Origin of the sequence: Alteraurantiacibacter aestuarii (assembly GCF_009827405.1) — a bacterium.
Classification (GTDB): Bacteria; Pseudomonadota; Alphaproteobacteria; order Sphingomonadales; family Sphingomonadaceae; genus Alteraurantiacibacter; species Alteraurantiacibacter aestuarii.
In genome coordinates, this window is the sequence record NZ_WTYY01000002.1 from 62,735 (window position 1) to 84,663 (window position 21,929).

A 21,929-nucleotide genomic window follows, 5' to 3' on the forward strand; every position below is an offset into this window, starting at 1 on the left:
GCTCAGCCCTTCTTCAGGTGCCTGCGGCCCAGCAATTCGGCGATCTGCACGGCGTTGAGCGCGGCGCCCTTGCGCAGATTGTCGGACACGCACCACAGGGCGATACCGTTCTCCACGGTCGGGTCTTCGCGCACGCGGCTGATGTAGGTGGCGCCATCGCCGACGCATTCCACCGGGGTGATGTAGCCCCCGTCTTCGCGCTTATCGACCAGCATCAGGCCGGGTGCCTCGCGCAGGATATCCTGTGCCTGCTCGGCAGTGATTTCCTTCTCGAATTCGATGGTGATCGATTCGGAATGGCCGACAAACACCGGCACGCGCACGCAGGTGGCCTGAACCTTGATCCTGGGATCGAGGATCTTCTTGGTTTCCACCACCATCTTCCATTCTTCCTTGGTCGATCCATCGTCCAGGAAAACATCGATGTGCGGAATCACGTTGAAGGCGATCGGCTTGGTGAACTTGCTCGGCTCAATCTTGTCACCCACGAAGATGGCACGGCTCTGTTCGAAAAGCTCGTCCATGCCCGCCTTGCCCGCGCCGGAGACCGACTGATAGGTGGACACGACCACGCGCTTGATCGTGGCGAAATCATGCAGCGGCTTGAGCGCCACCACCATCTGCGCGGTGGAGCAGTTGGGATTGGCGATGATGTTGCGCTTCTTGTAGCCGTCAATCGCGTCCGGGTTCACTTCCGGCACGATCAGCGGCACATCGGGGTCCATGCGGTAGAGCGAGCTGTTATCGATCACCACGCAGCCCGCAGCCGCCGCCTTGGGGGCATATTCCTTGGCCGGGCCGGAGCCGGCGGCAAACAGGGCAATATCCCACCCTGCCCAGTCAAAATGTTCGATGTTGCGGCACTTGAGCATCTTGCCGGTATCACCCAGCTCAACTTCCGTCCCATGGCTGCGCGGGCTGGCCACGGCCGCCACTTCGTCCATCGGGAATTCGCGCTCGGCCAGAATTGCGAGCATTTCACGCCCGACATTCCCCGTCGCTCCAACCACTGCCACACGATAACCCACACGCGTTCTCCGTCCTGGTTCAAGGTGCGGGCAGCAACAGCGGCCTGACACCTATGGTCTTGTTAATTCCCCGTTTTCTTTAAAACTTCCACGGGCCTTAATGCTTGTTAGCTAATAGATATCTCGCAGGCCGATACAGACACCCTGGTCCCTGTTCTAAGTCCCTGGGCCTGCACAGGATCGATACTCGAGACACAAGAAAGGGGCGGCTCCGCTAGCGCGGAACCGCCCCTTTTTCTATTCCGCTTGTCGCAGCGAAATGGGCGATTACTGGCTAACGTTCTCGCGACGCTCTGCAATACGTGCACGTTTGCCGGTACGGCCGCGCAGGTAATAGAGCTTGGCACGCCGCACAATACCACGGCGTACCACGGTAATGCTTTCAATGTTCGGCGAGTACAGGGGGAACACGCGTTCCACGCCTTCACCAAAGCTCATCTTGCGGACGGTGAAATTGCTGTTGATGCTGCGGTTCGACCGAGCGATCACAACGCCTTCGAAATTCTGTACACGGGTACGCTGTCCTTCGACAACACGCACACCGACACGCACGGTATCACCGGCGCGGAATTCGGGGATGGTCTTCCCCTCGCTAAGTGCTCCGATGGCTTCTGCCTCGAGCTCCTGAATCAGACCCATGGTCTCAATCCTCATTATCGCGCTGCGCACCAGAGGCAGGCTGGTCCCGAACATCATTATGACGTTCCCAAAGGTCCGGCCTGCGTGATCGTGTGTCTTCTTCGGCCCTGTGCTTTCGCCAGGCCGAAATCTTCGCATGATCCCCCGATCGCAGCACTTCAGGGATCGTGCGCCCTTCCCATTCAACGGGCCGGGTATATTGCGGATATTCCAGAAGCCCCGTTTCGAAGCTCTCGTCCATGCCGCTTGAAGGCGCGCCCATTACGCCGGGAAGCAGGCGAATGCAAGCATCTAATATGGCCAGAGCGGCAGGTTCTCCGCCCGACAGAACGATATCGGCGAGCGATACTTCCTCCACCGCCCTGCCCTCGAAAATGCGCTCGTCAAATCCCTCGAACCGTCCGCACAAAATGGTCACGCCGGGACCTTGGGCAAGCTGGCGGATGCGGGCCTGGGTGATCGGCTTGCCGCGCGGGGTCATCACCAGCACCGGACAGGCCGGATGGCGGGCCACGGCATGGTCTATGACCGCGCCCAGCACATCAGCCTTCAGCACCATGCCTGCGCCGCCGCCAGCGGGTGTATCATCCACCGTACGGTGCTTGTCGGTGGCAAAATCGCGGATCTGCACCGTATCGAGCGACCAGCGCTGTTCCTCCAGCGCGCGGCCGGCCAGCGAAATACCCAACGGCCCGGGAAACATCTCCGGATACAGCGTGAGGACGGTGGCGGCGAAGGTCATTCGTCGACGTAGTCCGCGCTGATCACCAGACGCTCGTCATTCCATTGAGGAACGGCAACGGGGTTCATCGGGACCATGAAGCGCTTGCCTTTGGCACCGTCTTGCGCGGGGCGCTCAATCTCGATCACGTCGCCCGCGCCAAAATTCTGCACATCGACGACCTTGCCCAGCGCTTCTCCGGTGTCGGAGACGGCGGCGAGGCCGATCAGGTCCATGTGGTAATATTCGCCCTCCTCCAGCGGAGGCAGGGCAGAGCGCGGCACGCTGAGCGTGGTTCCGCGCAGGGCTTCGGCGCCGTTGCGATCGGTGACCTGTTCCAGGCGGGCAATCGCGCCGCCCTTCTTGTCATCGCGCAGATTGGTGATGGTCAGCGCGCCATCATTGAAAACTGTATGCTGTTTGAGCGCGGACAGCCCGTCTCCAAACAGCTTCAGGCGGACTTCGCCCGTCACGCCATGCGCGCCGCTGATGGCGGCAAGGGTGACGGGCTTATCGCGTGCCAAGGGGGATTAATCCTCGGACTTGTCTTCGTCAGCAGGCTTTTCGTCCGCTGCCGGTGCTTCGTCAGCAGCAGGTGCTTCCTCGGCGGGAGTTTCCTCGGCGGGTGCTTCCTCGGCGGGTGCTTCTTCAGCCGGAGCTTCTTCAGGAGCGGGAGCAGCGGCAGCAGCCTTGGCTTCTTCTTCGGCGGCCTTGGCAGCTTCTTCGGCTTCGGCAGCCTTGGTGGCCTTCTCTTCAGCGCGGGCCTTGGCGTTTTCGCCCGGCTCACCCTTCACGGGGTTGTTGCGTGCTTCACGTTCACGAATGCCGGCAACATCGAGGAAGCGCGCCACGCGGTCGCTCGGCTGGGCGCCAACGCTCAACCAGTAACGGATGCGGTCTTCGTTCAGCTTCACACGCTCGGGATCGTCCTTGGCCAGCAGCGGGTTGTAGGTGCCGATCTGCTCCAGATATTTGCCATCGCGAGCACGGCGGCTGTCAGCAGCCACGATGCGGTAATAGGGGCGCTTCTTGGCGCCGCCACGCGAAAGACGAAGAGAAATTGCCATTTAGTATAACCTTTCGAAATTAAATCTTTGAAATCACTTTTTATTCAGGAAATTCTGTAAGTCAGGTGGGAGGCCGCCTGCACCGCCGCCCGGCAGGCCGGGAAGCCCGCCGCCGCCCATTCCGCCTGGGCCACCGGGACCGCCGCCGCCGCCAGCGCCGAACATTGCTGCCAGGCCCTTCATGCCGCCCATCTTGCGCAGCTGCTTCATGGCGCGGCCCATTTCCTGGTGCATCTTGAGCAGCTTGTTCACTTCCTGCACCGACGTGCCGGACCCGGCCGCCACGCGCTTCTTGCGCTTGGCATTCATCAGTTCGGGGCGCTTGCGTTCCTTGGGCGTCATCGAACCGATGATCGCATCCATGTGCACCAGCACCTTGTCGTCCACGCCGCTGCTGGCCATTGCCGCCTTGGCCTTCTTCATGCCGGGCATCATGCCCGCCAGCATGCCAAGGCCGCCCATCTTCTGCATTTGCGCAAGCTGGCTGCGAAGGTCGTTCATATCGAACTGCCCCTTCATCATCCGCTCGGCCAGCTTCTCGGCGTCTTCCTTGTTGACGACCTCTGCGGCCTTTTCGACCAGCGAGACGACATCGCCCATGCCAAGGATGCGGTCGGCCACGCGTGAGGGGTGGAAGCGTTCGATCGCGTCCAGCTTCTCACCCGTACCGGCGAACTTGATCGGCTTGCCGGTGACTGCGCGCATCGAAAGCGCCGCGCCGCCGCGGGCATCGCCATCCATGCGGGTCAGCATCACGCCGGTCAGCGGCACTTCATCGCTGAAGCTCTGCGCCACGTTGACCGCGTCCTGCCCGGTCAGCGCATCGACCACCAGCAGCACTTCTGCGGGGGTGGAGACGCTGGCGACAGCCTTCATTTCCGCCATCAGCGCTTCATCGACATGCAGGCGGCCTGCGGTATCGAGAAGCAGCACGTCGACGTTCTGCAATCTGGCGGCTTCCAGCGCGCGGCGGGCGATATCGACCGGCTGCTGGCCTTCGATGATAGGCAGAGTGGCCACGCCAACCTGCTCACCCAGAACCTTGAGCTGTTCCTGCGCCGCGGGACGGTTGACGTCGAGCGAAGCCATCATCGGCTTCTTGCCGCTCTTGTCCTTCAGCAGCTTGGCAATCTTGGCGGTGCTGGTGGTCTTGCCCGAACCCTGCAGGCCGACCATCATGATCACCGCCGGAGGGCGCACATCCAGATTGAGCGGCACTGCATCGCCCGAATCAGCCTCATCCCCGCCAAGCATGGCGACCAGCTCGTCATTGACGATCTTGACGACCTGCTGGCCGGGCTTGACCGATTTGAGCACCGATGCACCCACGGCCTTTTCGGTAACGCGGGCAATGAAATCGCGCGCAACGCTGAGCGCCACGTCCGCTTCGAGGAGCGCCACGCGCACTTCGCGCATGGCATCGCGCACATCCTGCTCGCTGAGCGCACCGCGCCCGCGCAGACGATCGAAAACGCTGTTCAGATTATCAGAAAGCGTATCGAACATGTGCCTCGTGTCACTCCTTTGCGCTGTCCTTGCGGACAGCAAATGCGAAAAACGCCGGCGGACGAAACCTCGTCAGCCAGCGTGGGACTTTCACCCAGTTGTCAGTTGAATGGTGGAGCCTAGCGGGATCGAACCGCTGACCTCAACACTGCCAGTGTTGCGCTCTCCCAGCTGAGCTAAGGCCCCGTACCATTCATATTGCGGTGCTTGTAACACAAGACACCACCCTTGCGGGAGGGGCCATTTATTGGCCTTGCCCCTGCGGTGCAAGTCTTTTGTTTGCCTCATTCGCCGGCAGCGGCATTCACCGCCTTGGCTATCCTCGCAAAAGCTCGGGCGGCCGCTTGGCCTTGCGGTCCGCTGACAGCGGAACCGACCGTTCAAGACCGGCCAGTCAGTCCCCGAGTTCCTGGTCGCACCAATACTCCTGGACGCGGAAGCCAGAGCGCGAACGCGCGTCGGGCATTAGCCCGGCAGCCAAGCGCGCGGATGCGCGCGCCCGGCGCCTGAGGTGAAGCAAACAAATATCGTTAAATCAGCTATCGCTGTCGTCATCGTCCTTCTTGGCGGGTGCAACGCCCAGATCGTCGTCACCGCCCAGGTCGACATCGTTGTCCGGCGAATCATCGTCGTCGTCGATATCTTCCAGATCGTCATCGGCGAGATCCGTATCGGGAGCCTCGTCCTCTTTCTTCTTCTCTTCCTCGAAGGGAATCGGCTGCTTGGACTTGAGCACGGGCTCCGGCGTCCACACGTTGCCGCAATCGATGCAGGTGACCGGATCTTCCTGACCCAGATCGTAAAAGCGTTCACCGCATTTGGGGCAGGTGCGCTTAGAGCCCCATTCTGGCTTGACCATATTGATGTCCTCGTATTGCCCGCCCTTTGGCGGACAGAATAAATCTGGTGACTTGATGGATGCCGCCCATCCCCGATTCAAGTGGGCAAATCAAGGGGCCAGCGTCAAGAGCGCGCGCGCCTTGCCATAGGGCCATGCCGCTGTCAAAAGCCCGCGCACTTTAATACCTCTCCTGCTGGAGCCTTCGCTTGTCCGCTTCTCCCGATACTTCACCCCAGCCGCGCCGCTTCATACCGGCGGGTCCGCTGACCGGCAGCATCCGTGTTCCGGGTGACAAGTCGATCAGCCACCGATCGCTGATGCTGGGCGCGCTGGCGGTGGGGGAAACCCGCGTGACCGGCCTGTTGGAGGGTGAGGACGTGCTCGCCACCGCGGCAGCCATGCGCGCCATGGGCGCCACCATCACGCGCGAGCAAGACGGCACGTGGAGCATTTTCGGCGTGGGCGTGGGCGGGTTGCTGCAACCTGCCGAGCCGCTCGACATGGGCAATAGCGGCACCTCCACCCGGCTGCTGATGGGTCTCGTGGCCAGCCACGCGATCACCGCGACTTTCGTGGGCGATGCGAGCCTTTCCAGGCGGCCGATGGGCCGGGTGATCGATCCGCTATCGCTGATCGGCGCGGAATTCGAAGCGTCGGAGGGCGGCACATTGCCCCTCACCCTGCGCGGGATCAGCCCCGCCGTTCCGATCACCTATCGCCTGCCCGTTGCCAGCGCTCAGGTAAAAAGCGCGGTCCTGCTCGCAGGTCTCAATACTGCCGGGATCACCACGGTGATCGAACCTGTCCCCACGCGTGACCATTCCGAACGCATGCTGCGCGGTTTCGGCGCGGAGCTGACGGTTGAGGAAGTGGACGGTGCCGACGGGCCAGAGCGCATCATCACGCTGACAGGCGAAGCAGAGCTCAAGCCGCAGACGATCGAGGTTCCGGGCGACCCGTCCTCTGCCGCCTTCTTCGTTGTCGCTGCACTGCTCGTGCCCGGCAGCGATCTGCTGGTAGAGAATGTCGGCCTCAATCCCACGCGCGCGGGGCTGTTCGAAGTGCTGCGGCAGATGGGCGGCAGCATTGAGGAAGTGAACGCGCGCGAAGTGGGCGGAGAGCCGGTGGCAGACCTGCGCGTGCGCCATTCGCAGCTGACCGGCATCGAAGTGGACCCGGCCATCGCGCCCGCCATGATCGATGAATTCCCGATATTGTTCGTCGCCGCCGCGCTGGCCAAGGGCACCACCACCACCAGCGGCCTGGACGAATTGCGGGTGAAGGAAAGCGACCGCCTGACCGCGATGGCGCAGGCGCTGACCGGCGCAGGCGCCAGCGTGGAGGAGCGCGAGGACGGGCTGGTCATCCACGGCACCGGCGGCGCGCGCCTGCGCGGCAGCGCCAACAGCCGCGCCAGGACTCACCTCGATCATCGCATTGCCATGTCCATGGCGGTGGCAGGCCTTGCCAGCGATGACGGCGTGCTGGTGGACGACGTGCGTCCGATCGCCACCAGCTTCCCCAACTTCATCGCCCTGATGGAAGGTGCCGCAGCGGGATGATCGATCCCGATCTCGCCAATTACATCGGCTTTGTCGGCATGGCCTGCATCCTTGCCGCCTATGCCTATCAAACCGCCAATAATCGCCCCAACCCGTTCATCCAGCATGGTGCAAACCTGATCGGTGCGGTGTTGCTGGTGATATCGCTGACGGTGCACCATAATGCGCCCAGCATGGTGCTGGAGGCCTGCTGGGTGGTGATTGCGGTCTTTGGGCTGGTGCGCGCGTGGCAGGCGCGCGGGAAGGTGAAAGCATGATCATCGCCGTCGATGGGCCAACCGCCTCTGGCAAGGGCACGATTGCCAAGGCGCTGGCTCGGCATTTCCGCCTGCCACATCTCGATACCGGGCTGCTCTACCGCGCGGTAGGTTATCAGGTGTCGCTCTATAATGGCGATCCCGATGATCCTGCGGATGCTCTGGCGGCGACCAATTTTCCCGATGAACTGCTCGGCCATCCTGACTTGCGCAGCGAGGCCACCGGCGGGCTGGCCAGCCGCGTCTCGGTGCACCCCGCTGTGCGGCAGGCGCTGTTTGAGCGCCAGCGCAGCTTTGCCACGCAGAGCGCGGGCGCGGTGCTGGACGGGCGCGATATCGGCACGGTGATTGCGCCCGATGCCGATGTGAAGCTGTTCGTCACCGCCAGCGTGGAGGCGCGCGCGCATCGTCGCTGGATGGAGATGACGCGGCGCGGAGAAAGCCACACTCTGGCCCAGATCGAGGACGACCTGCGCCGCCGTGATGAGCGCGACACCGCGCGCAAGGATGCCCCGCTGGTGGCCGCGCCCGATGCGATCATGCTGGACACGTCAGACATGGACAAGGATGCCGCAATTGCCGCTGCGCTGGCGATCGTCAATGATCTGACCGGGCAGACGCCCTGCCCCTGAGAACTGCGCCCGAAAGAGACCCCGCTCAGGTGGCGGCGGGCTGCGGGGCGCGCAGCCGCAACCCTTCCAGCACCAGCCTGCGCCAACGCGGATCCACCGCCATGCCCAGCACTGCGGCAATGATCAGGCTGGCGGCGAGCGTCGGCATCCAGCCCAGTTCCAGCCGGGCAATGCCGAATTGGACCGGGTAATGGATCGCATAGAGCGGGAAGGAATAGGCGCCCAGCCACAGCGCCAGCCTGCCCCTGTCCAGTGACAGCGCCGCCAGCAGCACCAGCGGATGGACCAGCAGCACGAATGCCACTTCCACCGCGGTGGGAAGTCCGGCGGGAATCAGCACCAGCGCCAGTGCGTAGGCGGCCAGCGCCGGCCACACCAGGCGCGCCGGAAGCCACAGCCGGTCCCCATTGATACGGTAGAGCAGCACGCCAAGAGTGTAGGACATCATCACCCGCGGAATGCCGAACCAGAACATCTCGCCATAGCCGACGTCGAGCCGCGCCTCACCCGTCCCAAGTGCCAGCACTATCGCACATGCGGCAACGATGGCGGCAAGCATCGGCTGTGACAGGCGGCGCAGCAGGGCGGCGTGGATGGCATTGGCGACCAGTTCGAAGAAGATCGACCAGGCGGGCGGATTCAACAGGATCGTGCCGCCGATCACCGGCAGGATCGCCAGCCCGGTGGCCAGAGCCATCACCATTCCGGTCCAGTCTCCATCGCCGATCACGCCCGAAACCGAAAGATAGAACGCACCCACCAGCACGCCGCAGGCAACAGGTGGCCACAGCCGCACATAGCGCTGCACGGCAAAGGTCGCGGTCGCAGGCATCCGCTGTTCGTAAGTGCGCGTCAGCACAAAGCCGGAAAGCAGGAAGAACAGGTCCACCGCCAGATAGGCAACGCCGAACATCTCGTCCGCAGCGGCGGGAAAGGGCGCGACATTGTTCACATGATACGCCGCGACGATCAGCGCCGCGATGCCCCGGATGGCTTCAAGTCCGTAAATTCGCCCCATCAGCCCGACACTAGCCAACAGGGGTTACATTTGCGTCAATGCGGTTGGCTCCAGTGAGATTCACCGCACGTCTGCCAAGCGCCATCATATATCAATAGTTGCAATTGAATTCGGCAATTTCGGCAATGCCCAGATCGATATCCGCCTCCTTACAGGCGTATGCGGATTTCTCGTTGAATGTGATCGGAAAGTTTCAATTACATTCTATCGGTAAATGATTATGTATTGCTCAGCCACTTCGGCTTCACATAATTTGACATTATGAGGTAAACACGATGACCGAGATCGCTTCCCCGCCCGTCACCCACGGCCCGCGTTTGAACGAGCCCGCGCCGGATTTCACCGCCAAGACCACCGAAGGCACCAAGAGCCTTGCCGATTACCGCGGCAAGTGGCTGATCCTGTTTTCGCATCCGGCTGACTTCACCCCGGTGTGCACCACGGAATTCATTGGCTTTGCCCGCCATGCCGATGAATTTGCCGCGATGAATGCCGAACTGCTCGGCCTGTCGATCGATTCCAATTACGCCCATATCGCCTGGCTGCGCAGTATCGAGCAGAACTTCGGCGTGCGAATACCCTTCCCGATTATCGAGGATATCTCGATGAATGTGGCCAGCGCCTATGGCATGGTCCACCCCGGCGCATCGGACACGCAGGCAGTGCGCTCCACCTTCTTCATCGATCCGCACGGGATCCTGCGCGCAATGGTGCATTATCCCATGTCGAACGGCCGCTCGATCCCGGAATTCGTGCGCCTGCTCACGGCGATGCAGACCAGCGACGAGCACAAGATCGCCACGCCGGAGAACTGGCAGCCGGGCGAAGACGTGATCGTCCCGCCCCCGCAGACCGCCACCGCCGCGCGTGATCGCGAGAGTGAAAGCGATGGCGAAGGCTACAAATATACCGACTGGTATTTCAGCAAGAAGAGCCTCTGATCCCCCCTCCCATCCATGGAGGCTCTTTGACGAAGGCCCGGCCCTGCGAGCAGGTGCCGGGCCTTTTCATGCCGGAGCGCTTCCCGGGACTCATCCAGAGGCAGCGCGTTTCGCTTGCTTTTCGAACCGTTTTCGCCTAGCTGCGCCCCGTTCGATGGACAGGAACATGTCTGCGGCACGCTAACCTTGCATGGTCGGCATTCCACCGGGGCGCAACGTCGCCTTTTGCCATGCCTGTTTGCTGCTGCTGAGATGCCCTGTTCAAGGAACGCCTGTGCGGCATGCGGCCACACGGGCAGATCGGCCCCTTTTGGCCCGCCAAGGCAATTCCGCCAAGGTGGAGAAAAGACCCCGGAAAACAACCCGGTGGCCGGAATACAACTGAAACAGGAAACTGTCTTTTATGGCATCTACAGCCAATCCGACCCGCGATGATTTCGCGGCAATGCTCGACGAACAGCTCGGCGGCGCCGATGGCGGCTTTGAAGGCCGCGTGGTCAAGGGCACCGTTACCGCAATTGAAAACGGCATGGCCGTTGTCGACGTAGGCCTCAAGAGCGAAGGCCGCGTCTCCCTCAAGGAATTCTCGCGTGGCGATGACGACCACGGCCTGACCGTCGGCAGCGAAGTTGAAGTCTTCGTTGACCGCGTCGAAAATGCCGATGGCGAAGCCATGCTCAGCCGTGACCGCGCCCGCCGCGAAGCTGCCTGGGACAAGCTGGAAAGCGAATTTGGCGAAGGCAAGCGCGTCGAAGGCCGTATCTTCGGCCGCGTGAAGGGCGGCTTCACTGTCGACCTCGACGGCGCCGTGGCCTTCCTGCCCGGCAGCCAGGTCGATATCCGCCCCGTGCGCGATGTTACCCCGCTGATGGAAATGCCGCAGCCGTTCCAGATCCTGAAGATGGATCGCCGCCGCGGCAATATCGTGGTATCACGCCGCGCCGTGCTGGAAGAGACCCGCGCCGAACAGCGCAGCGAGCTGATCGAAGGCCTGGCAGAAGGCCAGGTTACCGAAGGCGTGGTCAAGAACATCACCGATTACGGTGCGTTCGTGGACCTGGGCGGTATCGACGGCCTGCTGCATGTCACCGACATGAGCTACAAGCGCGTCAACCACCCCAGCGAAGTGATCGAGATCGGCCAGACCGTGAAGGTCCAGATCATCCGCATCAATGCCGATACGCAGCGCATCTCGCTGGGCATGAAGCAGCTGGAAAGCGATCCGTGGGAAGGCGTCGCCGCCAAGTACCCGATTGGCATGAAGGTCAGCGGCAACGTCACCAACATCACTGAATATGGCGCATTCGTGGAACTGGAAGCGGGCATCGAAGGCCTGGTCCATGTTTCCGAAATGAGCTGGACCAAGAAGAACGTCCACCCCGGCAAGATCGTCTCCACCTCGCAGGAAGTGGAAGTCGTGGTTCTGGAAGTGGATTCGGAAAAGCGCCGCATCTCGCTCGGCCTCAAGCAGGCCCAGCGCAATCCGTGGGAAGAATTCGCCGAAACGCATCCGGTCGGCTCGACCGTGTCGGGCGAAGTCAAGAACGCCACCGAATTCGGCCTGTTCATCGGCCTGCCCGGCGATGTGGACGGCATGGTTCACATGTCCGACATCGCGTGGGGCATTTCGGGCGAAGACGCACTGGCACTTCACCGCAAGGGTGAAGAGGTCAATGCCGTGGTGCTCGATGTCGATGTCGAGAAGGAGCGTATCTCGCTCGGCATGAAGCAGCTTGAAAAGGGTGCTCCTGCCGAAGGCGGTTCCACTTCCGGTGCGCACAAGCGCGGCGATGTGGTTACCGTTACCGTGCTCGAAGTTCGCGATGGCGGCCTCGAAGTGCAGGTGGGCGACGATGGCGCAACCGGCTTCATCAAGCGTTCTGACCTTGGCCGTGATCGTGACGAACAGCGTCCCGATCGCTTCCAGACCGGTCAGAAGGTCGATGCGATGGTTACCGGCTTCGATCGTTCGAAGAAGCCCAACTTCTCCATCAAGGCCCGCCAGATCTCGGAAGAGAAGGAAGCAGTGGCACAGTTCGGTTCGTCCGATTCGGGTGCTTCGCTGGGTGACATCCTCGGCGCCGCTCTCAAGAAGGGCGAAGGCGAGTAAGCCTTTCGCTTCACAGCGACCAGAAAAAGGCCCGTCCGCGACATTCGCGGGCGGGCCTTTTCTTTTGCCGGCAGGAAAGCATAGACTGCGCGCCATGAGAGCAAGCTGCCAATGCGGAAAGCTGAGCGCCAGCGTGGCGGACAGGACGGACGCGGCCACCGTGCTGTGCCATTGCAGCGACTGCCGCAAACGCAGCGGGTCGCCCTTTGGCGCGATGGCCTATTTCCCCAGAGATGCGGTCAGTGTGGAGGGTGAGGCGCGCGAATTCACCCGGCCAAGCGACAACGGTTTCACGTTTACCACCGGTTTTTGCCCCGATTGCGGCAGCACCGTGTATGGCCTTGCAAGCCGCATGCCCCAGATCATGGGGCTGACGCTGGGAACGCTGGAGGAAGGGGCACAGCTTGCGCCCACCCGGTCCGTGTATGAACAGGGCCGCTTCGACTGGGTTCAGGTGCCCGGCGGCATCCCCCGCCACCAACAGGGACGAGGAAGCTGATATGAGCCAGATTGAAATCCACCAATTCCCCTGCCTGTCGGACAATTACGGCTATCTGGTGCACGATCCGGCCAGCGGCGAGACGACCTGCATCGATACGCCCGATGCCGATGAGTACCTGCGCCAGGCGGCGCTGAAGGGGTGGACGATCACGCAGATCTGGAACACCCACTGGCATCCCGATCACGCCGGCGGCAATGAAGCGATCAAGGCCGCGACCGGATGCACCATCACCGCCCCGCTGGGCGATGCCGAGAAGATCGCCGGGATTGACCGCACCGTGCGCGATGGCGACCTGGTGAAGCTGGGAGATCACACAGCGCAGGTGATCGACGTGAGCGGCCACACCATGGGCCACATCGCCTATCACCTGCCCGGCAGCGACATGGCTTTCGTGGGCGACAGCGTGTTTGCGCTGGGCTGCGGGCGGATGTTCGAAGGCACCGCCCCGCAATTCTGGGATTCGCTGGTGCGGGTGCGTTCGCTGCCGCCGCAGACCGTGCTTTATTGCGCGCACGAATATACCGCATCCAACGCCCGTTTCGCGCTCCACGCCGATCCTGAGAATGAGGCGCTGCGGGCCTATGCGGATGAGATCGCCGACAAGCGCAGCCGCGATGAGCCGACGGTTCCCTTTGTGCTGGAGCGTGAATTGCACACCAACCCGTTCCTGCGCGCAGACGATCCATCGTTGCAAGCCCGCTGGGGCGGCGATCTGCCGTACCAGACTTTCGCCGCACTCAGGGCCGCGAAGGACAGTTTCTGATCCGCGCCTGATTTACGGCTGACGGGGCGCCATCAGCCCGCGATCGACCATCCAGTCCTCGATCCGTCCGGGCCAGCGCTGGAGCGAGACCAGATCGCTCGCCTCGCCCATGTTATAGGCGTGGCCGCCCTCCTGGTAGATGTGCAGTTCGGCAGAACCGCCAGCGGCGCGGTAGGCGAGGAAGATGTCGATGACGGGCTGCGAACAGCATTCATCGTCGGCAGCGGCGGATAGCAGCAAGGGCGGCGCGCCGGGCCCGGTATCCTCCACATCGCCGTGCATCGGGCCGGGAAATACCAGTATGCCGAAATCGGGCCGCGCATCGCCCCGGTCCAGCGCATCGCCTGCCCCTTCGGGCGGCACGGGCGGACTGAGCAGCGTCATGCGCGCCAGTTCCCCGCCTGCCGAAAAGCCCATCACGCCGATCTTGTGCGGATCGAGCGCAAATTGATCGGCCCGCGCGCGGATCAGTCGCACGGCGCGTTCTGCATCCTGGCGCGCATCTTCAATATCCCACGGCGACACCTCCTCATTGGCAAGGCGGTAATAGAGCACGAAGGCGCTCACTCCGCGGGCGGCGAACCAGCGCGCCACATCAGTGCCTTCGGTCGTGGTGACGAGGAATTCATGCGCCCCGCCCGGCATGATCACGACAGAAGCGCCGGTGCCCGTTCCGGCGGCAGCGGGGAAATGGACGATGGCCGGATCGTTGACCTGCCGCGTCCAGTATTCTCGCGAGACCTGGGCGATCTCTCGCCGCTCCTCATGGCCGGGAACGCCATTGTCCCACAGCGCGATGCGCGTGCCGGGGTCCTCTGCATCCTGAGCCACAGCGCTTGCGGCCGGCAGCAACAACAGCGCCGGCAACAGGCCGCGCACACATCTCATCATCCACCCTCTCCCACAGTGAGCGGATGGTGCTGTGCGCGGGTGCTGCCGTCAAGCAGCGCACGGTTTATAGTTCGGAGATGACCTTGTCGGCCAGCGCTGCATCGGCAGCAGCATCATGCTTTTCGGCAATCAGCGCGGCAGCCGCAGCGGTGGAGGCATCGGCCGCGCGGGCGCGCAGGTGATCGATAGCCAGACGTTCGGCAGCGGCGATCTTCTCGCCCGCCATCTTCTCACGCCGGGCGATCATGGCCGCGGTGTCGCTTTCGGCCTTGGCGATGATCGAATCCGCCTCAACCTGGGCGTTCTCGATCATCGATGCTGCGTCCTTTTCCGCATTGGCGATCTTGGCCGCATATTCGGCGCGCAGCGCTTCGGCTTCTTCGCGCAGCTTGCGGGCTTCATCCAGCTGTTCGCGGATGGTGGCGATCTTGGCGTCAAGACCGCCGGCAATGGTCTTGTGCACCTTGGCGCCGAAAATGGCGATCAGGATCAGCACCAGCATGGCCAGCGAAACCCACTGGAACGGCACCAGGCCGAGCAGCTCGGGTTCGGCATGCTCCACTGTTCCGCCGTGGCCTTCTTCGACGAAGGTCTGGGCGGCTTCGGTTTCAAAAACCTGCGGCAGAGGAGTTTCCGGATTAGCCATTGGCCATCATCGCCTTCTTAACAGCGGCACCAGCCACAGACTTGGTCACTTTGACACCAGCAAGGCGGGCCACGATATCCTGCGCCGCTTCGCTGGCGACAGCTTCGATCTCGGCCGCAGCAGCATGGCTGGCAGCGGCAATGCGCGCTTCGGCCTCAGCTGCCTGTGTGTCGATCGCAGCCTGTACGGTTGCGAGTTTCGCTTCTGCAGAAGTTGCGGCCTTGGCCTTGGCTTCATGCACCAGAGCCTGCGCGGCGGCACGATTTTCATTCTCGCGCTTGCGCCAGGCATCTTCCTGTTCGTCCGCAGCATCACGGGCGGCCTGCGCTGCGGCAAGGTCGTCGGCAATCTGCTTGTCGCGCATGCCGATGTTATCCATCACACGCGGCACCATGCCCCGTCCGATGACGAAGAACACCGCGCCAAACACGACCAGCAACCAGAAAACCTGGCTGGACCATGTCTCGAGGATTTGGGCAATCTGGGGCATGGACGGATTCCGTCTGTCAACAGGAGAACAGGTTCAAACCCCGGCCAGACGATGATCGCCCGGCCGGGAAGGATTTGGTCGATCAGGCGACGAAGATCAGGATCATCGCGACGACGAAGGCCAGCAGGCCGAGCAGCTCGGCAGCGGCGAAGCCGATGAACAGGCGGCCCTGCTGGCCGTCTGCCGCACCCGGATTGCGCAGTGCGCTTTCAAGGAACGAGCCGAATACGTTACCCACACCGATGGCGGCCATGCCGGCACCGATAGCAGCGAGACCCGCACCAACGAGCTTTGCAGCTTCTGCGTCCATTATTATAACTCCTTTGTGTAAATTCTATTGGTCGAAACAGGCGATTAGTGAAGGTTCTCGGCGTCGTTTATATACAGCGACGAGAGCAGTGCGAAGACATAGGCCTGGATGCCCGCAACGAGGATTTCCAGGGCGCAGATGCCAATCATCAGGATGAAGCTGAGCACGCCGACCACAGGGCCGATGCCACTGGAAAAGGCGTTCATGCCATCGATCACGAAGCTGGACAGCACTTCAAGCAGCACGTGTCCGGCCATCATGGCCACGAACAGTCGCAGGCCGAGGCTGAAGGGACGCACGAGGAAGGAAATCAGTTCGATCGGGAAGATGATCGGGATCATCGGCAGCGGCGTGCCCTGCGGCACGAACAGGCTGAAGAAATGCAGGCCATGCTTCCAGAAACCGACGATCAGCACGATCGAAAAGCTCATGATCGCGAGCACGCCGGTGACGGTGAAGTGGCTGGTGAAGGTGAACGGGTGCACGCCGACAACGCCCAGCGGCATCAGCCCCAGCAGGTTGGCGAACAGGATGAACATGAACAGGCTGAAGATATAAGGCACATATTTGCGCCCCGCCTTGCCCACATTGGCTTCCAGCATGTCATCGACAAAACCGGTGAAGCTTTCCACAGCCATCTGCCAGCGGCCGGGCACCAGCTCGCGCTTCATGCCGCCAAACATGAAAACCCACAGCGCGATGGCAGAGATCGCCATCCACAGCGCACTGTTGGTAAAGGCAATGTTGTAGCCTGCCAGTTCCCAACCACCGGAGCCGAAAAGCGGCTCGATGGTGAACTGGTGCATAGGATCGACCTTGGCCGTTTCGCCTGCCACTGTGTTTCGCTTCCCTAAACCTGCCAGAACCTTGAAAACCGCTCGCCCGAAAATCAGTCCGGGCGGCGGTTCGAAATTCGTATTATGTTCCTGAAGGCGACAATTATCCCGAAGAACAACATCACCAACAGACCCCAGGGGCTGGTACCGGCAAGCCTGTCTATGGCCCAGCCGATAACGGCCCCTCCAAGAGGCCCACCGATTAGCTGCGCAAGCACCTGGTTACCGAGCCGGTAATTGGCATCGGCACCCTGGACCTGCGGCCGGTTGCGCTGTTCTTCCCGCTCGCGTGCAGCCTTGAGCCGCTCTTCGAGCGCGTCGATCCGCGCATCCTCACCGATGGGTTCCCGTGCGGGACTTTCTTCGCTCATGCCTACTCCTCTTGCAAGGCGACGGCACGGGCAACGAAAGGTGCCCGCCAAGGGCGCCGCCCCCTTAGGCGGGGGTCATATTCGAGTCAACCGGTGGGGTAGCAATCTTCCCGCTTTTAGGGGCAACGCGCATCGCGCAACGGGGGCGCAGAGGTGCGCCTTTGCCAGCTGCCATCGGGCGCCTGATACATCTCGCCCACTTCCGTGCGGGAAATGGCGAGACAGCCGGCGGTCAGCGCGTAGCTTTCCAGCGTGGCATTTTCTGCCTGCGCACGCTCGGTATAAACGGCGCGGCGGCGATTGTTGAGATCATTGACCATGGCCTGCAATTCGGGCGTGGCATTGCCGACGATGCCCAGATAGCCATCCATCTTCTCGCCTATCTGGCCATTGGCGCGCGCCGCCGCATAGGCGGGATCGCGCTGTGCCGAAGCTGGCACGGCCAATGTGCCCACCATCATGGCGGCCATCGCGGCATGCAGGGCAAATCGGCGGATCGGGTTATTGTTCATGTTTCGGCTCCGTCAGAAAATGTCGGCGTTTTCATCAATCGCATTCCCGGCGTCCTCTGCCAGGCGGTAAATCACTTCCTGCGTGATGTTGATGTTGAGTTCGATCACGATCGGTTCTGACGGCGCGTTCACCGTTATACAGCCCGATAGCGCCAGCAAACCCGCCAGCAAGCCTGGCAACAACACCGCGCTCCGCGTTGGAAATGCCTTAAGGTCCCTCATCGGGTCCTTATGCGCTCCGCAGCGTTGGTTGGTCAATTTGACGGTGTTCATGGCATTGCCTCGCTTTCGGGGGGCTGAATATCGGATTCATCTGGAAGTGTGGCTGGACGTTGCCTGTTGCCGGGCACGAACCGTGTGCCGTCATCGCTCATCAGGCCCAGAGTGCGCGGATCGCGCACGGCGGAAGGATCATACAAGGAACGCAGGTCTGTCATCATCTGGTAGAACGGCGCGCGCACGTTGACGATGAAGCGGATCGGCAGGTTGGCGATGCGCCGGGTGATGAAATTGCTCTGAGTCCCCTGGCCCTGGCTGACCCCGTCAAAGCGCACGCGGGTGACCAGTTCGCCGGTCAGCGGGCCATTCATGGCAATGCTCATTTCCCGGTAATCGAGGCTGCGTAGCGCGGCGAAGGCGAAATTCACCATCGGCGTCATGTCCTCATAGGTCAGCTCCCCGACATAGGAGACATTGCCACCGGGCGGCCGCGCCACAAGTTGCCCGCCTTCCAGCTGGCCATTGCCCATTGCGTCAAACACAATCGGTATGGTGCCGTCAAACATGCCCGACGCGCTGAGATTGTTGAGGTCCATGTGATCGATGAAGCGGGATGCTTCCAGACCCCTGAGATCGAAAACATAGCGCCGCACTTCCTCCACCCCGATGGACATGGTGAGCGGCCGCATGGTCAGTTCCCCGCCCATGAACGGCCAGCGCGCTTCCTCCAGCTCCAGCAGCGTGCCGCCGCGCAGGGAGAAGGCGACCTCGCCATCATAGACCTCGATCCCCGGGTTGATGGCGTCGATGTAGATGCGCTGGCCGGGCGCGGTGGTCAGGCCCAGCAGATCGGTGAAAACCACCGTCCCGCGCGCGCCCTTTACCGGGCCGAAGGCTGCGGCAAGATCGAGCCTGTCGCTGGAGAATGTGCCGGTGCTGGTGATCGCCTGTGCATCCCAGTCTATCCGCCCGCGCCCGGTGACCGTGCCATCCACCAGGCTGACCACGCCATAGGAAAGTTCGGAAAGGTCGCGGGGCTGAAAATCCGGGCGGAAGGTCAGCGCATTGACCAGCAGGTCCGCATGGCCCGCCGCCGTGCCAAGGTCATGCGCCATCGTCACGTTCACCACTCTGGCATCGCTGGCCGGATGATGCAGTTCGAAGGCGCTGGTGATGCGGTTGTCTGCCAGTGAGAGCGTGGCACCTTGGGCGGTGAGCGGGTTGAAGCGGTCTACCGCCTGGCGATCTTCCAGCGTGAAGCGCGCGTCCGATATGTCCAGCCTGCCAGCGGTAAAGCGCCAGTTGCCACTGGCCCGCAGGACATCCAGCGGTACGGCATCGAGCAGCACGTCCACGCCGGTGAATATCCCCGAAATCTCCTCTCCCAACTGGGCCGAAACATCTTCCAGCACGAACTTCATCGGCGACGCTACTGGCCCCATCTCGATATCGAGGTTGCGCGCCGACAGGGCGCCTGGATAGGCGATTCCCACCGGCCCGCTGGCAATGCGGATCGGCGTTTCCCCCAGCATACCCGCCAGTTGCAGCGAGGGCGTGCCCGCCGCCAGTGCCAGTCCGCCCGGTCCATAGCTCAGGATGGGGGAGCCGGACGGCGGACATAGCGTCACCTGCTGGCGGCCCAGTTCAAGGCTGGAGACAACCAGCCGGTCAAAGCGAACAGCGGTGCAGCCATCCCACATCGACAGCGCGCCGGAGGAGGATATTCTGCCCGTCAGCGGCACGGCCAGATCGCTGGCAAAGCCACCGGGCAAGGCTCCGCTCGCCACCAGATTGCCGGTGAAGGTCAGGGCACCATTGCGGCTTTGCGTCAAATGCAGGTCCGGCAGCGCCAGATGCGCATCGCCGGCGGCATAATCGGGCATCTGCATGCGCAGTTCCAGCGCGCCACTTGCGCCTTGCTCCATCCGCCCGGAAATGCGCGGCAGTCCGGTGCCGCCGGTGATGAAATTGCCCGAGAACAGCGGCAGGCCGGAATCGCCGCCAGAATCCGGGCCAGAATCCGGTCCAGTTTCAGGAAACGCCAGCTGCGCGCGGGAGAGCGCCAGCAGGCTGGCTCCGCTGCGTCCGCGCAGATTCGCTTGCGGCACGGTCAGGCTCAGCCGGTCATCCTTGCGCCGGGCGATGAGACTGGCCGAGAACGTGCTGCCGCGCGTTTCTGCCGCCAGTTGCCGCCCCAATTTGCCCAGCAGCGGGGCAATCAGCGTGCCCTCTGCCGCCTGCGCGCTGTCTGCCAGCGTCTGCATCAGCGCGGCGCCGGGGATGATATTGGTGCCGCTGGCCTGCGCCTCCACATCCACCATGGCGAATTGATCGCGCCCGCGCACGGTGCCTTCGATCGCCAGCGCGGCGATGCGCGCGGCAGGCGTGGTAATGTCGCGCCCCTGCACGTCGTAGCTGGCGATCAGATTGCCGTCGCGCCAGGCGAAATCGCCCTCGCCCTGCATCGCGGCGATGCGATTGCCGACCAGGTCGCTCTGACCCAGCCGCATGCCCACCTCGCCCTCCAGATCGGCCAGATTGCGATCAGCGCGCAGAGTCAGGGCGATGGCCCCATCCTGCATCGCCAGACCGCCATCGGCGCAGGATAGCGCATCGAAGCGCACCGGCCCTTCAAACTGCGGGCGCTCGGCATCTATCTCCAACGCGCCGAATATGGTCGCCTGCCGCGCTTCACAGCCGGGCAGGTGCAGCATGGGGGCCACGCCCGCCAGTTCGCCGGCAAAGCCGCCGCGCAAGTGCCCCGCCCCTTCCAGCCGCAGCGCCAGCGGGCCATAATCGCCTTCCACCAGTGCGCGGCCATCATGCACGGTCAGGCGCATGTCGGGAAATTCGAACGGTCCCTCTTCGCCGGTGAACACCAGCGGGTCGAGCGCGCCGAAGCTCAGCTCGCCATCGATGATGGTGCCGAACAGGCGCGGCTGGTCGAGGATCAGATGGCTGACGCTGGGAAGGCCAAGGCGCGGCTCCAGGCGGATCTCGGCGCGCTCAATGGTCAGGTCAGGCGCGGCGGGATCACCGATCACGATATTGGTCAGAACCTGCGCGCCCGGCTCTATACTCTCGATATCGTAGGTCGCCTCCACCCCGTAGCCATCCAGCATATCGGTGATCAGCTGCTGGGCGATCTGCTCCCGCCTGATCCACGCAAGCGCCAGCGCGACCACCAGTGCCAGCAGCAGAAGCAGGGCAATAGCGCGGCCAATGCGCCGCTTTCGGCGCGGTGCGACCTCTGGGGCTGCGTGGGAACTTTCATGCGCCATGAAGCGCAACACTTGCGCGAGGCGGGCGGCAAAGGCAATGCACATCAATCGATAAAGGGAGCGCCCGATTGCCGGAGAAACAGCCAGAAGCCGCTGAAAATCAGCAGCATGGCGGGATTGGCCACCGCGCGCGCCTGCGCGATCGGCTGCTGAGCGGCGGGGCAGAGGCGCTGGCCGATTACGAAGTGCTGGAATATCTGCTGTTCGGTGCACGCGCACGCGGTGACACCAAGCCGCAGGCCAAGGCGCTGCTGGCGCGCTTTGGCACGCTGGCGGGCGTGCTGAATGCCGAACCGGAAGCGTTGAAACAGGTCAAGGGCCTGTCCGATGCCAGCGTGGGCGCGCTGAAGATTGCCGCACTGGCGGCACGGCGTATGGCCCGTAGCGAAGTCTCGCAGAATGCCATTCTGGGCAGCTGGCAGGCGCTGCTGGACTATCTCGCCATCGACATGGCGCATCTGAACCATGAGCGGGTGCGCGTGCTCTATCTCAATACGCGGAACCGGCTGCTGCTGGACCACCTTGTGCATGACGGCACGATTGACGAGGCATCGATACACCCGCGCGAAGTGATCAAGCGCGGGCTGGATATCGGCGCCAGCGCGCTGATCCTGGTGCACAACCACCCCAGCGGCAATCCCGAACCCAGCCGCGAGGATATCCGCATGACGCACCGCATTGCCGAGGCCGGACAGCTGCTGGGCATCACCGTGCACGACCATGTGATCGTGGGCAGCGAAGGGCAGGTCTCGCTGCGCGCCAAGGGCCTGCTCTAGCGCGCCACTA

General features: G+C 62.8%; 25 protein-coding genes and 1 tRNA gene. 8 read left to right on the top strand and 18 right to left on the bottom strand.

The genetic code is table 11. The features are described from left to right. Positions 1 to 2: 2 nt before the first annotated feature. The 8 genes from GRI32_RS02900 to GRI32_RS02935 form a co-directional block, all read right to left on the bottom strand. Positions 3 to 1,028, bottom strand: coding sequence for an aspartate-semialdehyde dehydrogenase (locus GRI32_RS02900; RefSeq protein WP_160589646.1), 1,026 nt, complete (start codon positions 1,026 to 1,028; stop codon positions 3 to 5). Positions 1,029 to 1,295: 267 nt separating this feature from the next. Next, the gene (gene rplS, locus GRI32_RS02905; RefSeq protein ID WP_160589647.1) at positions 1,296 to 1,667 is read right to left on the bottom strand and encodes a 50S ribosomal protein L19; all 372 of its coding nucleotides are present in this window, start codon (positions 1,665 to 1,667) and stop codon (positions 1,296 to 1,298) included. Between the two features lie 4 nt (positions 1,668 to 1,671). Continuing rightward, complete coding sequence (gene trmD / locus GRI32_RS02910; protein ID WP_160589648.1) at positions 1,672 to 2,409, bottom strand: tRNA (guanosine(37)-N1)-methyltransferase TrmD; 738 nt, start codon at positions 2,407 to 2,409, stop codon at positions 1,672 to 1,674. Beyond that, complete coding sequence (gene rimM / locus GRI32_RS02915) at positions 2,406 to 2,912, bottom strand: ribosome maturation factor RimM (protein ID WP_160589649.1); 507 nt, start codon at positions 2,910 to 2,912, stop codon at positions 2,406 to 2,408. The genes trmD and rimM overlap by 4 nt, the downstream gene beginning before the upstream one ends. A gap of 6 nt (positions 2,913 to 2,918) precedes the next feature. Continuing rightward, a complete protein-coding gene (gene rpsP / locus GRI32_RS02920) occupies positions 2,919 to 3,455 on the bottom strand; it encodes a 30S ribosomal protein S16 (RefSeq protein ID WP_160589650.1) in 537 nt (178 codons plus the stop codon). 33 nt (positions 3,456 to 3,488) lie between these two features. Further along, positions 3,489 to 4,961, bottom strand: a complete 1,473-nt coding sequence (gene ffh / locus GRI32_RS02925) for a signal recognition particle protein (protein ID WP_160589651.1) — start codon at positions 4,959 to 4,961, stop codon at positions 3,489 to 3,491. A gap of 110 nt (positions 4,962 to 5,071) precedes the next feature. Then, positions 5,072 to 5,147: transfer RNA gene (locus GRI32_RS02930), tRNA-Ala, on the bottom strand. Between the two features lie 349 nt (positions 5,148 to 5,496). After that, positions 5,497 to 5,820 carry a TIGR02300 family protein gene (locus tag GRI32_RS02935; RefSeq protein ID WP_160589652.1) on the bottom strand — a complete coding sequence of 108 codons (324 nt, stop codon included), beginning with the start codon at positions 5,818 to 5,820 and terminating at the stop codon, positions 5,497 to 5,499. Between the two features lie 188 nt (positions 5,821 to 6,008). Here GRI32_RS02935 and aroA point away from each other — a divergent pair, with 188 nt between their 5' ends. The 3 genes from aroA to GRI32_RS02950 are packed head-to-tail and all read left to right on the top strand — an operon-like array spanning position 6,009 to position 8,253. Further along, entirely contained in the window at positions 6,009 to 7,364 is a 1,356-nt protein-coding gene (gene aroA, locus GRI32_RS02940; RefSeq protein ID WP_160589653.1) for a 3-phosphoshikimate 1-carboxyvinyltransferase, read from the top strand. Next, positions 7,361 to 7,621, top strand: a complete 261-nt coding sequence (locus GRI32_RS02945) for a CBU_0592 family membrane protein (protein WP_160589654.1) — start codon at positions 7,361 to 7,363, stop codon at positions 7,619 to 7,621. The genes aroA and GRI32_RS02945 overlap by 4 nt, the downstream gene beginning before the upstream one ends. Then, entirely contained in the window at positions 7,618 to 8,253 is a 636-nt protein-coding gene (locus GRI32_RS02950) for a (d)CMP kinase (protein WP_160589655.1), read from the top strand. The genes GRI32_RS02945 and GRI32_RS02950 overlap by 4 nt, the downstream gene beginning before the upstream one ends. A 25-nt stretch (positions 8,254 to 8,278) precedes the next feature. On the opposite strand, the gene GRI32_RS02955 is transcribed toward GRI32_RS02950, so the two are convergent. Further along, entirely contained in the window at positions 8,279 to 9,289 is a 1,011-nt protein-coding gene (locus GRI32_RS02955) for an acyltransferase family protein (protein WP_160589656.1), read from the bottom strand. Positions 9,290 to 9,546: 257 nt separating this feature from the next. Here GRI32_RS02955 and GRI32_RS02960 point away from each other — a divergent pair, with 257 nt between their 5' ends. From GRI32_RS02960 to gloB, 4 genes are all read left to right on the top strand, one after another. Continuing rightward, positions 9,547 to 10,212, top strand: coding sequence for a peroxiredoxin (locus tag GRI32_RS02960; protein ID WP_160589657.1), 666 nt, complete (start codon positions 9,547 to 9,549; stop codon positions 10,210 to 10,212). A gap of 403 nt (positions 10,213 to 10,615) precedes the next feature. Next, on the top strand, positions 10,616 to 12,322 hold the full coding sequence (gene rpsA / locus GRI32_RS02965) for a 30S ribosomal protein S1 (RefSeq protein ID WP_160589658.1): 1,707 nt from the start codon (positions 10,616 to 10,618) through the stop codon (positions 12,320 to 12,322). A 94-nt stretch (positions 12,323 to 12,416) separates the two neighbouring features. After that, positions 12,417 to 12,821, top strand: a complete 405-nt coding sequence (locus GRI32_RS02970; protein WP_160589659.1) for a GFA family protein — start codon at positions 12,417 to 12,419, stop codon at positions 12,819 to 12,821. A gap of 1 nt (position 12,822) precedes the next feature. Then, positions 12,823 to 13,587 carry a hydroxyacylglutathione hydrolase gene (gene gloB / locus GRI32_RS02975; protein WP_160589660.1) on the top strand — a complete coding sequence of 255 codons (765 nt, stop codon included), beginning with the start codon at positions 12,823 to 12,825 and terminating at the stop codon, positions 13,585 to 13,587. 12 nt (positions 13,588 to 13,599) lie between these two features. Here the strand turns inward: gloB and GRI32_RS02980 are convergent, their stop codons facing one another. The 9 genes from GRI32_RS02980 to GRI32_RS03020 form a co-directional block, all read right to left on the bottom strand. Then, entirely contained in the window at positions 13,600 to 14,478 is an 879-nt protein-coding gene (locus GRI32_RS02980; RefSeq protein WP_237437357.1) for an alpha/beta hydrolase, read from the bottom strand. A gap of 64 nt (positions 14,479 to 14,542) precedes the next feature. Next, positions 14,543 to 15,124 carry a F0F1 ATP synthase subunit B family protein gene (locus GRI32_RS02985; protein ID WP_160589662.1) on the bottom strand — a complete coding sequence of 194 codons (582 nt, stop codon included), beginning with the start codon at positions 15,122 to 15,124 and terminating at the stop codon, positions 14,543 to 14,545. Continuing rightward, the gene (locus tag GRI32_RS02990) at positions 15,117 to 15,614 is read right to left on the bottom strand and encodes a F0F1 ATP synthase subunit B family protein (RefSeq protein WP_160589663.1); all 498 of its coding nucleotides are present in this window, start codon (positions 15,612 to 15,614) and stop codon (positions 15,117 to 15,119) included. The genes GRI32_RS02985 and GRI32_RS02990 overlap by 8 nt, the downstream gene beginning before the upstream one ends. Positions 15,615 to 15,696: 82 nt before the next feature. Beyond that, positions 15,697 to 15,924, bottom strand: coding sequence for a F0F1 ATP synthase subunit C (locus GRI32_RS02995; RefSeq protein WP_011414432.1), 228 nt, complete (start codon positions 15,922 to 15,924; stop codon positions 15,697 to 15,699). A 44-nt stretch (positions 15,925 to 15,968) separates the two neighbouring features. After that, entirely contained in the window at positions 15,969 to 16,760 is a 792-nt protein-coding gene (locus tag GRI32_RS03000) for a F0F1 ATP synthase subunit A (RefSeq protein WP_160589664.1), read from the bottom strand. A 53-nt stretch (positions 16,761 to 16,813) separates the two neighbouring features. Further along, positions 16,814 to 17,131, bottom strand: coding sequence for an AtpZ/AtpI family protein (locus GRI32_RS03005; RefSeq protein WP_160589665.1), 318 nt, complete (start codon positions 17,129 to 17,131; stop codon positions 16,814 to 16,816). Positions 17,132 to 17,247: 116 nt separating this feature from the next. Beyond that, a complete protein-coding gene (locus GRI32_RS03010) occupies positions 17,248 to 17,643 on the bottom strand; it encodes a YdbL family probable chaperone protein (protein WP_160589666.1) in 396 nt (131 codons plus the stop codon). A gap of 12 nt (positions 17,644 to 17,655) precedes the next feature. Further along, positions 17,656 to 17,916, bottom strand: coding sequence for a YnbE family lipoprotein (locus GRI32_RS03015; RefSeq protein WP_237437358.1), 261 nt, complete (start codon positions 17,914 to 17,916; stop codon positions 17,656 to 17,658). Then, positions 17,913 to 21,143: an intermembrane phospholipid transport protein YdbH family protein gene (locus GRI32_RS03020; RefSeq protein ID WP_160589667.1), complete on the bottom strand. Its 3,231-nt coding sequence runs from the start codon at positions 21,141 to 21,143 to the stop codon at positions 17,913 to 17,915. The genes GRI32_RS03015 and GRI32_RS03020 overlap by 4 nt, the downstream gene beginning before the upstream one ends. Before the next feature lie 68 nt (positions 21,144 to 21,211). Here GRI32_RS03020 and radC point away from each other — a divergent pair, with 68 nt between their 5' ends. Continuing rightward, positions 21,212 to 21,919: a RadC family protein gene (gene radC / locus GRI32_RS03025; protein WP_160589668.1), complete on the top strand. Its 708-nt coding sequence runs from the start codon at positions 21,212 to 21,214 to the stop codon at positions 21,917 to 21,919. The last annotated feature ends 10 nt before the right edge of the window (positions 21,920 to 21,929 follow it).